Annotated in this window: 13 protein-coding genes; 1 reads left to right on the top strand and 12 read right to left on the bottom strand. The window is 63.0% G+C overall.

The genetic code is table 11. The features are described from left to right. Window positions 1–37 precede the first annotated feature (37 nt). From AC3WVQ_RS32140 to AC3WVQ_RS32095, 10 genes are all read right to left on the bottom strand, one after another. Complete coding sequence (locus AC3WVQ_RS32140; RefSeq protein ID WP_192444484.1) at window positions 38–889, bottom strand: HpcH/HpaI aldolase/citrate lyase family protein; 852 nt, start codon at window positions 887–889, stop codon at window positions 38–40. After that, window positions 886–2,103 carry a CaiB/BaiF CoA transferase family protein gene (locus AC3WVQ_RS32135; protein WP_113189166.1) on the bottom strand — a complete coding sequence of 406 codons (1,218 nt, stop codon included), beginning with the start codon at window positions 2,101–2,103 and terminating at the stop codon, window positions 886–888. Before AC3WVQ_RS32135 ends, AC3WVQ_RS32140 begins: the two co-directional genes overlap by 4 nt. Beyond that, the gene (locus AC3WVQ_RS32130; protein ID WP_034798094.1) at window positions 2,100–3,149 is read right to left on the bottom strand and encodes an ABC transporter ATP-binding protein; all 1,050 of its coding nucleotides are present in this window, start codon (window positions 3,147–3,149) and stop codon (window positions 2,100–2,102) included. Before AC3WVQ_RS32130 ends, AC3WVQ_RS32135 begins: the two co-directional genes overlap by 4 nt. Window positions 3,150–3,179: 30 nt before the next feature. Then, window positions 3,180–5,279 (bottom strand): ADP-ribosylglycohydrolase family protein, encoded by a 2,100-nt coding sequence (locus AC3WVQ_RS32125; RefSeq protein WP_492383463.1) that lies wholly within the window; start codon window positions 5,277–5,279, stop codon window positions 3,180–3,182. 16 nt (window positions 5,280–5,295) lie between these two features. Then, complete coding sequence (locus tag AC3WVQ_RS32120; RefSeq protein ID WP_060520311.1) at window positions 5,296–6,501, bottom strand: ADP-ribosylglycohydrolase family protein; 1,206 nt, start codon at window positions 6,499–6,501, stop codon at window positions 5,296–5,298. Next, entirely contained in the window at window positions 6,491–7,912 is a 1,422-nt protein-coding gene (locus AC3WVQ_RS32115) for an extracellular solute-binding protein (RefSeq protein ID WP_113554204.1), read from the bottom strand. The genes AC3WVQ_RS32120 and AC3WVQ_RS32115 overlap by 11 nt, the downstream gene beginning before the upstream one ends. A gap of 49 nt (window positions 7,913–7,961) precedes the next feature. Next, window positions 7,962–8,864, bottom strand: coding sequence for a carbohydrate ABC transporter permease (locus tag AC3WVQ_RS32110; RefSeq protein WP_034798191.1), 903 nt, complete (start codon window positions 8,862–8,864; stop codon window positions 7,962–7,964). Beyond that, a complete protein-coding gene (locus tag AC3WVQ_RS32105; RefSeq protein WP_051659403.1) occupies window positions 8,864–9,793 on the bottom strand; it encodes an ABC transporter permease in 930 nt (309 codons plus the stop codon). The genes AC3WVQ_RS32110 and AC3WVQ_RS32105 overlap by 1 nt, the downstream gene beginning before the upstream one ends. A gap of 38 nt (window positions 9,794–9,831) precedes the next feature. After that, entirely contained in the window at window positions 9,832–10,881 is a 1,050-nt protein-coding gene (locus tag AC3WVQ_RS32100) for a LacI family DNA-binding transcriptional regulator (RefSeq protein WP_192444485.1), read from the bottom strand. A gap of 202 nt (window positions 10,882–11,083) precedes the next feature. Continuing rightward, entirely contained in the window at window positions 11,084–11,398 is a 315-nt protein-coding gene (locus AC3WVQ_RS32095; RefSeq protein WP_234798824.1) for a hypothetical protein, read from the bottom strand. Between AC3WVQ_RS32095 and AC3WVQ_RS32090 the strand changes: the two genes are divergently transcribed. Continuing rightward, complete coding sequence (locus AC3WVQ_RS32090; RefSeq protein WP_234798823.1) at window positions 11,379–11,786, top strand: GNAT family N-acetyltransferase; 408 nt, start codon at window positions 11,379–11,381, stop codon at window positions 11,784–11,786. The genes AC3WVQ_RS32095 and AC3WVQ_RS32090 overlap by 20 nt on opposite strands. 87 nt (window positions 11,787–11,873) lie before the next feature. Here AC3WVQ_RS32090 and AC3WVQ_RS32085 read toward each other — a convergent pair whose 3' ends face one another. Both AC3WVQ_RS32085 and AC3WVQ_RS32080 read right to left on the bottom strand, forming a co-directional pair. Next, a complete protein-coding gene (locus tag AC3WVQ_RS32085) occupies window positions 11,874–13,091 on the bottom strand; it encodes an ABC transporter substrate-binding protein (RefSeq protein WP_192444486.1) in 1,218 nt (405 codons plus the stop codon). A 10-nt stretch (window positions 13,092–13,101) separates the two neighbouring features. After that, a complete protein-coding gene (locus tag AC3WVQ_RS32080; protein WP_060607741.1) occupies window positions 13,102–13,467 on the bottom strand; it encodes a hypothetical protein in 366 nt (121 codons plus the stop codon). Between the last annotated feature and the right edge of the window lie 13 nt (window positions 13,468–13,480).

Raw genomic sequence — 13,480 nt, 5'->3', positions numbered from 1 at the left:
CGATCGTGAGGACTCTTCCGCCAAGCTGCGCTGAGCGTCAGCCGAGGTCGCCTGCCTGTTCGAGAACATCATGCGCGCGCTCGATGATCGGCGCATCCACCATGGTCCCGTTCAGCACGAAGGCGCCACGGCCGTCTGCCTGCGCCGTCTTCGCTGCGTCGATCACGGACTTTGCCCAGGCGATCCGTTCTGGGCTCGGGGAGTAAGACGCATTCAGCACCGGGACCACGGACGGGTGGACACAGCTCGCGCCATCAAACCCGTGGGCCTTCGCCTCACGAGCGGCTGCCTTCAAGGCATCCAGTCGCCTATAGTCCGCAACCGTCAAAAGCATGCCGAAGGACAGCTTGCCTTCCGCCTTGGCGGCAAGGTGGACCATCAGTTTCGGAAGTCGCAATACGTCTGGCAGCGGTTCTGCGCCCATGCTGGTCGCGATGTCTTCGCCGCCAGCGGCAAGGCCGACCACGCGGCTGACGCGGGCAATCGCGCGCGCATCGAGAACTGCCCCGGCATCTTCGAGGAGTGGCACGAAGGCGACCGGCGGCCTGCCGATCTGCCGCTCAACTGGTGCGAGATGCGCTGCAATATCCACTAGCTCCTGCGGCGACCGGGTTTTCGCGACATAGAGACCGAACGCGCCGGCACGGCAGGCGGCCTCTGCATCCGCCATCCGCAGATCCGGCGCCGAATTGACGCGGACAAAGACGGTCGCACCACCGCGTGCCACCTGCGCCACGGCGTCCTTCAACCCATCCCTTGCGGCCTGTTTCTGATCCGGGGCGACTGAATCTTCCAGGTCGAGGATGATCGCATCCGCTCCGCGTTCGTGCGCCTTGGCGATGAATTTTGCGGACGAGGCCGGGACGTAGAGTAGGGAGCGAAGCCTCATGCGGCTTTACCCTGGAGTATCGTCTCGATCGCGCCGCGATCCAGTCCCGCTTCGGCCAGAACTTCCGCCGTGTGTTCCCCAAGCGCTGGTGCCGGCCGCCGCCAGACGCCCGGCGTCTGGGAAAGCCGCGGCACGATGTTGTGCATCGGCAGGCTGCCGAACTCGTCATCCTCCACATCGACGATGATTTCGCGCTCGGCGAAATGCGGGTCCGACGCGGCATCTGCGATGTTGTAGATCGGCCCGACCGTCGCGCCGGCGTCACGCATGATCTTCAGCGCCTCGTCATGGTCGTGCCGGGCAAACCAGCCGCCAACGGCCTCGTCGACCAGATCGCGATTTTTGACGCGTTCAGAATTGGTGGCAAAGCGCGGGTCCTGGTTCATGTCGGCACGGCCGATGATCTCGAAGATCCTCCGTGCGACCTGCGGCGTCGATCCCGACAGCGCCACGTACTTTCCGTCGCGGCAGCGGTAGACATTGCGCGGGGCGGCCGTATTGGAGGCGCTGCCCACGCGCTCCTTGATCTTGCCGGTCGTCTGATAGATCGCCGCTTCTGGCCCGAGCACCGAGAACATCGGTTCCAGCAGCGACAGGTCGATGACCTGTCCTTTTGCGTAGCCGCGATCGCGCGCAAGCAACGCTGTCACGGTGGCCGAGCTGCCATAGACACCGGCGATCATGTCGGCAAGCGCCAGCGGCGGCAGCACGGGCTCGCGATCGGGAAAGCCGGTTCTGTAGGCAAAACCGCTCATGCCTTCGATGATGGTGCCAAAGCCCGGGAACTGCGCGTAAGGCCCCGTCTGGCCGAAACCGGAAATGCGCACGATGATCAGGTTGGGATTGCGGGCGTGCAGCGTTTCCGGCGAAAGCCCCATGCGCTCCAGCGTTCCCGGCCGGAAATTCTCGATGAAGACATCGGCCGTAGCGATCAGTGCCCAGAGCGCCGTCATCGCCGCCTCTTGCCTGAGGTTCAGAACGACGGAGCGCTTGTTGCGGCTATAGGTCTTCCAATAGAGCGAGTGGCCATCATCCTTCCAGTCTCTGAGCGGATCGCCCGCCGGCGGCTCGATCTTGATGACATCGGCGCCGGCATCGGCCAGCTGCAGCGACAACATGTTGCCGGCAACGAGCCGGGAAAGATCCAGAACCCTCGTGCCGACCAGCGGTCCCTTGGCGTCGGGATCGAACTGTCGCTTCGCAAATCCACTCATCGAAGGCGCTCCCCGGTATCCTTGTCGAAGAGCAGAACCTTGTCGGCATCGATCGTCAGCGTCACATCCTGCCCGGCCGAAAGTAGCTTGCCGCCGTGGACGACGACCGAGATATCCTGGCCGCCCATGTCGACGACGATTTCCTGGTCCTCGCCGGTCGGCTCGACGAGGCTGATGCGCCCCGGCACGCCCGTTGTTCCGAGCGTGATGTGCTGCGGGCGGATGCCGCAGACGACCCGCTTGCCAGCCTGCACCTGTCGCCCGAGCGGCAGGGATACGCCGCCCCGGGTCAAGGCCGTCGCTCCCTCTGTGACCGCCTCGATCAGGTTGATCTCCGGCGAGCCAATGAAGCCGGCGACGAAGAGATTGGCAGGATCGTTGTAAAGATCGAGCGGTGCGCCCGCCTGCTCGATCTTTCCGCCGTTCATCACCACAATCTTGTCGGCCATGGTCATGGCCTCGGTCTGGTCGTGGGTGACATAGACCATCGTGCGGCGAAGCCGTTGATGCAGCTTCTTGATTTCGCTGCGCATCTTCACGCGCAGCTTGGCATCGAGGTTCGACAGAGGTTCGTCGAAGAGGAAGGCACGCGGGTCGCGCACGATGGCGCGACCCATGGCGACACGCTGGCGCTGGCCCCCGGAAAGTTCCCGCGGCAGGCGGTCGAGCAGCTTTTCGAGGCCGAGGATTTCGGCCGCCTGGGTAACGCGCTTTTCGATCTCCGCCTTCGGCGCACCGGCGAGCTTCAAGGCGAAGCTCATGTTTTCCGCGACCTTCATGTGCGGATAGAGCGCGTAGGACTGGAAGACCATGGCGATGTCGCGCTCCTTGGCCGGCATATCGTTGACGACCTTGCCACCGATGGTGATCTCGCCAGCTGAAATATCCTCCAGCCCGGCGATCATGCGCAACAGCGTAGACTTGCCGCAGCCCGAAGGGCCGACGAGCACGACGAATTCGCCGTCGCCCATTTCCAGCGAGATGTCGTTGAGCACGGCGACACTGCCATAGCTCTTGCCGACGCTTCTAAGCTCTATCTCGGACATGTTTCCTCCCTTTCTTTCCGCCTCGCGCAGTTAGCGCTCGGCGACCTCAAGCCGGCCGATCGACATGCGCCCGGCGGACGCCATGCGAAGGCCAGCCATGCCGTAGCGCAGCGTCCCATCGTCCGCCTGAAGCAGCCGCTCGCCATCGACGGAAAGCGTCAGCTTGCCACCTTCGACAGTGAGATCGACCGCGTAGCTCCGGCCGTATTCGATACGGAACGGGCTGCGCGCGAGGATCTTCGTGCCGTGGTCTTCAAGAAGGATCACGGCTTCGCCGTTCTCGAAACCGGCGGCATAAAAGCGGCTCGTACCCTGAGCCCGGGCCACCACCAGGTGCGAGGCACCCGAGTGCGGCTGAAGCTCGGCCTTGACACTGACGTCGCGGAGATAGGCGTTGCCCGTCCAGGCGTCCGCGTCGGTTGCGGTATGGGCATGGATGCGGCCTTGCTGCAGGCTCCAATGGCCGCGGTTCCAGGTGAAGCGGGTGATGCCGCCCCATTCATGCGCTTCCTTCGACGGGTCGATGACGGCGCGACCCTTGCCGGATACGGAGAAGTCCGCAAGGAACAGCCGGCCGAGGAATTTCAGGCGTCCGAAATATTCGACCAGGATGCCGATCTCGTCGACCGCTTCGCCATCGCCGTCGGGGATGGTGAACGCGTAGTCCTGCCAGCCGCTCGCAGACGGCACGTGCCAGGCGCCTGTTTCCTGGATGGCGCCTGTCATGGCGCGGCGAACATAGGGCGCCACACGCAGGTTGCCGTCACCGTTCCAAGGGTCGAGCCAGAGCTTGAACGACACCCTTTGGCCGTCATCGGCAAGCGGAGTGAACATCGGGCGGTAGCGCTCGTCGTCGAAGTCGGAGCGGCGATAGAAGGGCTTCCAGAAAATGCGTCCACCATGCCCGCGCTCGAGACGGTCGAGCAGGATTTGCAGCGATCCCTTGGCGTTATCCGTATGACGCTCCGCCGATGCCTTGACGGCGATCTGGTTGAACGGCTCGGTGCGGAAGCCATGGGTGGCGCCGGGTGCGTCGAAATCGAAGCGAACGCCGCGGCGCTCGAAATCCTCGACCCAGAGCGCCGGAGCCTCCCGTCCCTGCAGGCGGAGCGCCAGCACCGTCAGTTCACGGGCAAAGGAGGGGATGTCGACGACGTTGACCGTACCGGTTACGCCGGAAGCGACGACGAAATCGTTGATCGGTTTGCGGTACTTGTCCCAGCCCGGCTGCACCTTTTGCAGCGTGCCGACGATCGCACCGGCATTGCCGGCGTTGCAGTCCGTGTCCCAGCCAGCCATGGTGGCGATCTCGACCGTGCGCGGCAGATCACCCTGACCGTAGATCAGGCTCATGATCAAGACGCCGGCGTTCGGAATGATGTGGCAGACGCCGGGATAGCGGTCATAGCCCCAATCCGCTGTCAACATGTCGCGGCAGGCACGCCAGTCGTTCCGGTTGCTGTCGTGGAAGCGGAGTACCGCGCGCGAAACCTTGGCATAGAGGGAGTCGGCCGGGATTGTCGCGAGACCCGTCTCGATCACGTCCTCGATGTTCTTGGCAACAAAAGCCTGGGCGATGGCCGCGGCGCAGAAGCGGGCGCCATGCAGGCCCTCGCCGTCATGGGCGACACTTGCCGCACGGGCTGAGGCTTCGGCTGCCTTCTTCGGGTCGGCCGGATGCACCCAGCCCCAGCTGTCGATGAAAATCTGCCCGCCGATCTGCTCGGCAACCGTCGTGCCGTTCTGGGCGATCGAGCCGGATTGCGGCGCCGGAATGCCAGCGCGCAGGTTCTGGTAGGCGGTATGCTCGGTCGAATTGCCGAAGCCGCCCCACCAATACATGCCGTGTTCCTCGGCCGCATAGTTCAGCCAGGTCTTGCCGACCTCTTCGGCGGTGGCGCCGAGACCGTAGTCGCGCAGCGCCCGGATGAAATAGACCGGACCGTTGGTGTCGTCATCGGCAGCGAAATTCTTGAAATCGCGCAGATATTCCGTCACCTCGCCATAGGTGTCCCGGACGCGTTCATAGCTCCAGATCGTCGGTTCGACAGGTGCGCCCAAGCGCACGCCGATCGCCTTGCCGATAAAACCGGAATAGATACGCTCGAAGATTTCTGTGGTGCTGAGCATCGGATACTTTCGAATTCTAGAGACTGGAAACCTGGGTGAGCTCGGGAGCGGCAAAGAGGCCTGCGCGCGCCGTGGCCCGCGCCATTTCGCGTTTGTGGTCGGCCGCCCGGATTGCGGTCACGGTTGCGGTAAAAGCATCGGCCGATCGGTAGAGATCGAGCTTGTTGACGCGGTCGAGCTGGGAGACCATCGCCCGGTCGATGATGCTCTCGCCCTGCATGGCGCCGAGGATTGCGCCGGCCATGACGCCGATCGAGTCCGTATCGCGGCCGGAGTTGATGCCGTCGATGATCGACTTGTAGAAATCACCGTCATTGACGACCGCAAAGCCGAGCGCCAGCGGCAGTTCCTCGATCGCGTGCAGACGCGACGGCTGGTAGGCGTCGGTCGCAATGCCGGCCTTCTGCGGCGTGTGCTGCACGTCGTCGCCCATTGGAGAATAGCGCGCGATGATGCGGTGGAATTCGGCGACGACTGTCGCATGATCCGCGCCCTTCAATGAGCCCGCAGCCTCGACGATATCGGCGATCGCATCACGCGTTCCGTCCTTGGCAACGGCCAGCGTTTCTTTGATGACGGTGTCGAGGGTGGTGCCCGGCACGAAAGCGGCGGCGACCGCGGCGGCGAGTACGCCGGCAGCTTCCAGGCCGAAGCTCTGCTGGTGGCCGGAGGCAAAGGCGATCGCCTCATCATAGGCTGCCTTCGGATCACAGGCGTTGGCGACGCCGATCGGCGCGATGTACATCGCCGCGCCACAGTTCACCATGTTGCCGACGCCGCCCTGGCGCGGGTCGCAGCCGGAAAGTTGATGGCGCTGGAAGATCCACTTCTCAGGATAGAACAGCCGCTCGATCAGCATCGTCTCGCGCTGCAGCTCCGGCACCCAGCGCGGCGTCCAGGCAATTTCCCGCACCATGCCCGAGGCCATATCCCAGGCATCGAGATGGCGCTTCACGTCGTCGTAGATCGACATCACGCAGAGCGTCATCAGCGTGTCGTCGGTGACGATGCCGCTGCCGCGGACACGGCCGTTGCGGGCCGCCTCACTCTGCTTCATGCGGTGCCACTCTGTGTCGAGCGATGTCACCCGGCCATAGCGCTGGCGGATTTCCGCAGCGGAGAGCTTTTCGACCGGCGCCCCGATGGCGTCGCCGTAGGCGACGCCAAAAAGAAGCGCCCGAACCCGTCCCTTAAGGGAAAGCCCTTGAGCATCATTTGTCATTGAGAACCGTCCTTGCATATTCGGTCATTTTCTCGCCGCCGGCAGCGTTCCACTCGGAAACGAACTGGTCCCACTGGTCCATCTTGGCTTCGCCGGAGACGAACTTGTAAACCCAGGCCCGGTAGACGTTCTCCGTGGCGTCGATGTCTGTGGCGTATTCCGCAGGCCAGACGAAGGCGTTGTCCGGCTTGAAGTCGGCGGAGATCGTCTTCAGCGATTGCTGCGCGGCATCGCTCAGCCACTGAACCGGCGGCTGCCAGTTGGCGGCAACGAGGAAGCGGGCATACCAGGTAGCGAGCTTGTCGGTCGGCTTGATGGTTTCGCCGTCCTTGGTGTACTGCTCGCCCTCAAAGCCGAGCCGTTCAATCGCCTGGCCCTCGGGGCTGGCGATGAAGTCGAGCAACTTGACCACCTCCTCCTTGTGCTCCGAGGTCGTTGCGATCGCGAGACCGCGCGCTTCCTTGGAGACGTCCAGCGCCATCAGGCCCTGGCCGCCCGGACCCTTCGGCGGCGAAAGCAGGCTGAGGGTCACGCCGGGATGGGCCTGGCGCATCTTGCCGCCATAGATGTCGATGACCTCTGCGGAGGAACCGAAGATCACCCCGGCACGGCCGGAATAGAACTTGTCTTCCTTCACGTCCCACTTGGTGGTGATGAATTCCGGATCATAGAGACCCTGCTCGCGGAGCGATGCGTAGAAAGCGATCTTTGCCTTTTCCGCGGCCGAAACGCGGGCATGGATCCACTCGCCAGCATCGTTCTTCAGCCAGGTTCCGGTGACGCCAAATGCCTGATTGAAGACGGCGTCGAGCTCTTGAGTGTTGTCGGCGGTGGTAACGCCGTAGCTGTCGGCCTTGCCGTTGCCGTCGAAATCGCCGTCCTTGATCGCCTTGAAGAGGGTGACGTAGTCGTCCGTAGTCTTCGGTGCTTCGACGCCCGCTTTCTCGAGCCAATCCGCGCGGATCACCGGCTGCGGTATGCGCGGCGGGTAGACATAGAGCAGGTAGGGATAGTTCTTCAGCCGCTCGACATTGTGCGGGAAGAGCGCGTCCTTGAGATAGGTCGTCTTCGGCAGCCAGGTGTTCCAGTCCTCCAGCACGCCCTGTTCGGCCATCTTGGCGTCGCCGCCCTGGAAATAGATGAGATCGGGGATATCACCGGACAGAAGCATGGCGCTGAGCTTGTCGGCATAGCCAGAGGACGGCAGGTCGACGACCTGGATATGGATGTCGGTGCCCTTGGCCTTCAGCGCCTCCTCATAGGCCTTCATCAGCTTTACGTCGTCAGGATTGCTCGTCGTGAGATCCTTCGAGACGACGCGGATCGTCACCGGATCGGCGAAGGCGGGCATGGCGACGCTCGCCATCAATGCCATGGCGGTGGTTGCGCCAAGGATCAGTTTTCCAAGCATGTTTGTTCCTCCCAATATGCTATGGCTTTTATGGTTCGGTTCTGCATCGTCAGCCCTTCAGCGCACCGCTCATGGTGCCCTTGGTGAAGAACTTCAGAATGAGTGGGTAGATTGCGAGGATCGGCGCGATCGTAAGCAGGATCATGCCTGCCTTCAGCGCGCGAATGTTGATCTGGCTCGCACCGGTGTAGTTGTTGCTGTCGACGACCCCGACCATGGCGAGCTTGTCGCCCTCGACCACGAACTGGCGCAGCACGACCTGCAGCGGCCATTTTGACTGGTCGTTGAGATAGATCATCGCCCGGAAGAACTCGTTCCAGTGGAAGACGAAGTAGAAGAGAGCGATGGTCGCAAGCGCCGACTTGGCGAGTGGTAGCGCCACGTACCAGAAGATCTGGAAAGGGTTGGCGCCGTCGAGCTCCGAGGCCTCGATCAGTTCCTTCGGCACTTCCTCGAAGAAGCGGACGAGAATGATCAGATACCAGGCGTTCACAACCTTGAAGAGGATCAGAGACCAGTAGCTGTCGAGAAGGCCGAGGCGCTTGTTGATGAAATAATCGGGAATGATGCCGGGCTCAAAGACGATCGTCACCAGCACGAAGACGAAAATCGCGCGCCGCCCCGGCAAACCCGGGCGGGAAAGTGCCCAGGCCATCAGCGCCGTCAGCACGACACCAAGGACGGTGCTGACCAGCGTGATGAAGATCGAGTTCAGGAGGCCGCGCTGGACGGCCGGGTTGTTGACCAGGAGGCTCCAGACGTCGGTCGAAAACCCGTTGGGGACCACCGTCAGGCCGCTCATGCCGGCAACCTTGCCCGGATCCGAAAAGGAGATGGCGAGCAGGTTGAGCAGCGGCTGGACCGTCAGTACGACGAGGAACATCAGCGTCGAGACGATGATCGCATATTCGAGCCGCTCGAGCGGCGTTCTGCGAACGTTGTGGGCGGCCATCACCATACCCCCTTGCCGGTAAGGCGTTTGGAAAGAAGGTGGGCGGCGACGATCATCAGCATGCCGAGAACCGCCTTGAAGAGGCCGGCGGCCGTTGCCAGCGAATACTCGCCGGTCTGCAGGCCGATGCGGTAGACATAGGTGTCGATGATATCGATCTTGCTGCGCACCACGTCGTTGGAGAAGTTGATCACCTGGTTGAGGTCGGCGTTCAGGAACATGCCGGCGTTGAGGATGAACAGCGTCGCGATCGTCGGCACGATGCCGGGAATGGTGACGTAGCGGATCTTCTGCCAGCGATTGGCTCCGTCGATCTCGGCCGCATCATAGAGTTCCTGGTCGATGGCGATGATGGCGGCAAGGTAAAGCAGGCTGTCCCAGCCGGCCGATCGCCAGATCTCGGAGAAGACCAGCACCCAGCGGATCGAGCCCGTGTCGGTCATGAAGGAGACCGGCTGCAATCCGAAGAAACCGATGATGTCGTTGACCGCGCCGTCGCTCGGCGAAAGCACCGCGATGAACACGCCGGCGATGACCACCCAGGAAAGGAAATGCGGCAGGTAGATCGCCGACTGGATGAACTTGCGGAAAGCGCCGCCCCGGATCTCGTTGAGCAGCAGCGCAACGATAATCGGGACCGGGAAGACGAAGACGATCTTCATTGTCGAGATGATCAGCGTGTTTATCAGCACCTGCCAGAAGATCGGCGAGGAGAAGAGCGTCTGGAAATGCTTGATCCCGACCCAGATGTTCGGCGGGATGATGCGCAACTGCTCGAAGGCGATCTTGGCTTCCCAGATCGGAAAATAGTGAAAGATCACGAAGAAGATCAGCCCAGGCGCCATCATCAGGTAGTAGGGCCACCATTGCCGCACGTTTTTCGTGACGCTTCGCCGATGGACGTTGGGAACGTTCCCACTTCTAGGCATGGCTGCATCCGCTACAAGATCGTTGCTTACGCTCATTGTTACCTCCCTGCCGCCGTGCGCACAGCTACCGAGGCCGAGACATCGGCAAGCGAACCGCGCTCGACCAGTCGGCACGGCAGAAATATCCGGCCGTGCTCCGGGCGGCCGGCAATCTGATCGAGCAGGCATTCGACCGCGCGAATGCCGATCTGCCGGCCAGGTTTTTCGATCGTCGTCAGACCGGGCCAGGAGAAAGCACCCGCCGGAATGCCGTCGAAGCCAAGAATGGAAATATCCTCCGGGCACCGGAGCCCCGCCTCGCGCACGGCGATCATGGCACCGAGTGCCATCAGGTCGTTGGCGACGAAGACGGCGCGACTGCCTCTCCACGGCCCGGCGAGCAAACGCCCCATGGCCTTTCGGCCACCCTCGACCGTGTAGTCGGATTCTTCCACCCGCAAGATGTCGGGGTCGATGTCGCGCGCGATGCAATGCTCGTGCACGGCGCGCAGGAACCGGGCGCGCGCAAGACGCGACCGCGGGCCGAGCATCAGGGCCGGCGCCGGGTGTCCGCGCTCAACGAGGATATCCATGCCGAGACGGACAGCCTGGGCGATATCCGATCCGACGCTCAAGGTATCCGGAAAACGCTCGGCGCTCGATCCGATGAAAACGAAGGGTAAGCCGAAGCGATCGAGATCATCGAAATTGTCGGCGACCGGATTGATGATCGCGCCATCGACACGGGCGCGCCGCAGGGCGCGAAGATGCGTCGCCTCCGTGCCGGCATCCCAGTCCGACGAGAAGACGAGAAGCGAAATGTCGTCCTTGGCGGCGCGATCCTGGGCGCCGCGGGCGACTTCGGCCCAGAAGGGGTTGGTGATATCGGGAATGACCAGGCCGAGCATGCCGCTGCGCCCCGAACGCATGCCGACGGCCAGATGATTGCGCTCGTAGCCGGTGGCTGCAACGGCCTTCAGCACGCGGTCGCGGGCTTCGTCGGAAATGCTGGCAGAACCCGCCAGAACACGTGCAACCGTGCTCTTCGAGACCCCTGCCCGCTCCGCGACGTCGATAATGGTGGCCCGTTGCCGGGGTCCGTTCTTCATGTTTCCTCCCGGGCCGGAAGCCATCATCAAAGGTGACAGGCCTCAAGCTCGTGGGAACGTTACCATGAGAGTTCACGCATTGGCAAGACATGAAAATCCCGCCTTAACGCAAGGCTCCTTTGTCGCCGATTGCGCGCGACCGATCTCGCCGTGGGCATCTTGCCCCCTCACGCCAGGAACGTACTCGACGGATGCGGGGATATTATTGAGCGATCGCCTCATGATACCAGCAAGCCATTGGCTGAAAATAGACTTCCACACATTGTTTCGAACACGCGCCGATCCGGATCAGGCACCGGGCCCGCGCTTCTGGCTCGCCGGATGCGCGGAGGGAAACCTGTGCGAAGCACGCGCGGACCTGCCGGGCGGTCTGGTCGCGGAGCTGGAAGGACTTGCCGCAACCGAACCGCCCTTCGTTCATCCCAGCACGCCTGTGAACCTTGAGTGCTATCTGTCGCTGCTTGGTGATGATGGGCCTGCCGAATACGATTGCGGCCTTGTCTTTGAGTTGCAGCACGACACTCCTCACCAAGGCGATGCGCGGCTCGTTCGCAACGACCCCGAAGAAGGCGACGGATGGGGTTCCGGAGTCCTGGTTCGATCTTGGCTTCCACGGCGTTGCCGACTTCTGGTCGCCCTGGTGCGCTGCCATTGTCGACGGTGAAGTCGCCTCCCTGGCATGTGCGGCGCGGCTCACCGATTCCGGCGCCGAACTCGGGCTTGTGACCGCCAAGGCGTTTCGAGGACGCGGTTTCGGCGCTGCTGCGACGGCTGGTTGGTCGCGGCTGCCGACGCTTCGCTCTCGCACCTTGTTTTACAGTACCGATCGAGACAACGCCTCGTCGAAGCGTGTCGCCTCCCGCCTTGGCCTCCGGCATCACGGCGCGAGCTTGCGGATAACGTGAGCTTAGCTGCCGTGCCCTCGCCCGCTTCTCTACACCGAATGCAGCGCGGTCGCTCGCCGCATCGGTTTTTGGTCAATAACGCTTCGGTCAGAACGAGCGGGGCGCGGGATCCAGAAGCTTCACGCTGCCGGCGGTCACCTGATAGATGGCGCAGGTTCGCTCTACCGAGCCGTCCTTTGTGAACCGGAAGGTGGCCGCCGCACCGACGAAACCGTTTGGCGCGCGGATGCTTTCCTGATTGATGGCGCCTTCCCCCTGGGACCGCACGAGACCAGCCGCAAGGGCGATGACGTCGAACCCATAAGCCGCGTCCGCACTTGCCGCACGCTCGTAGCGATCGAGGAAGCGCGACGTCATCCGCGAGCCGTTTTCCGGGCCGAAGAGACAGAGGTGGCTTCCGAAAAATTCGGGTCGCTTGTAGGCGGCATTCGTCCAACCGGAAGTTCCGACGACCATTGCATTCGGTTTCAGATAGCCGTTGGCCTTGAGTTGCGACAGAGAACCGACCTCCCCCCCTTCCGATCCGATGAGGAGAACCGCATCAATATCCTTTAGCTTTGCCTTGGCGGCCGCGTCACCGGAAAATGTCGTGATGCCGGTCACGGCGACAAGCGCCGGCTTGATGCCATAGCCCGCAAGACCGCGATCCAGCCTTTGCCGTTCGGCGGCAGAGACATCGCTGGGCAAAAGCACGATCAGCCGCTTGCGGCCGGAGGCAAAAGCATAGGAAGCGCCCTCGACAGCGCTATCGATGCGGTCAGAAACGAAGGCGAAGGTGCCGGCCGGCCGCTCGGCGCCGTTGCCGCGCAACGCGAGAAGTGGCGCGCGGGCAGAGCCAAGTCCCTGGCGGACGGTGCTGACAGGCACGTCCGCAACCGACAGCGCAATCAACGCCGCGTTCTGGCCCGCGAGACGCTTGGCGGCGTCCTGGACTTGCTGCGGCGAACCGTCGGTATTTTCGACCAAAAGCGAAAGCTGGCCACCACCCACCTCGTCCACGGCGAGCGACGCCCCGTCGCGGATGTCGCGTTCGCGCACCGTTTCGCCCGACGGCGCCATCAGTGCAGTGATAAGCCCGACACGCGTTGCGCCGGTTCCGAAGGCCTCCTGCGACTTCACCGCATGCTCGGATGCGCGCCGGGCATGCCTTGCCTGCGGCGATTCGACGTCGAGCACCTCAGGGGCGGTGGGAGCGCCCTGACAACCGGCGAGAACGCCAAGCGCGAGCACGCCGAGTGCCAGCCATTGTCGGCACGACGACACGCGCCGTGCCGGGGAAACCACAACGTGGGGCATGTCGATCATACCGGCTGTCTCAATTCATGAAGTGCCGCATTTTGGCGTAGAAGCAATCGCACTTGGCAATGTAGTCCTCGTCACGCCAGCTCGATTGCAGGTAACCATAGGCCTTGCCGCAGGCGACCTTGGTCTCGGACGCCCAGACGAAGGCCGGCCGCGTCGAAGCGATCCAGCGCGGATCGTCGGCAACGGCAATCGCCTCGTCCATGCGCGCCACGACTTCCTTGGTCAGCGTCGCCACGTCCTGATCGACCGTCAGCGCGGACTGGCTGATCTCGGTGCATTGCCGGGCCGCCGGCGCATAGTCGCCGATAAGGTCGGCCGCGAAACTGGATATGGGCATCAGTGCGAGCATCACCCCCGCCAGCATGCTTCTGTTCATGAAAGTTCCCCTC

Source organism: Ensifer sp. EB106-05-01-XG146 (assembly GCF_058791875.1).
Note: the sequence above shows the minus strand (reverse complement) of the source record. Positions and strands in the feature narration are given on the sequence as shown.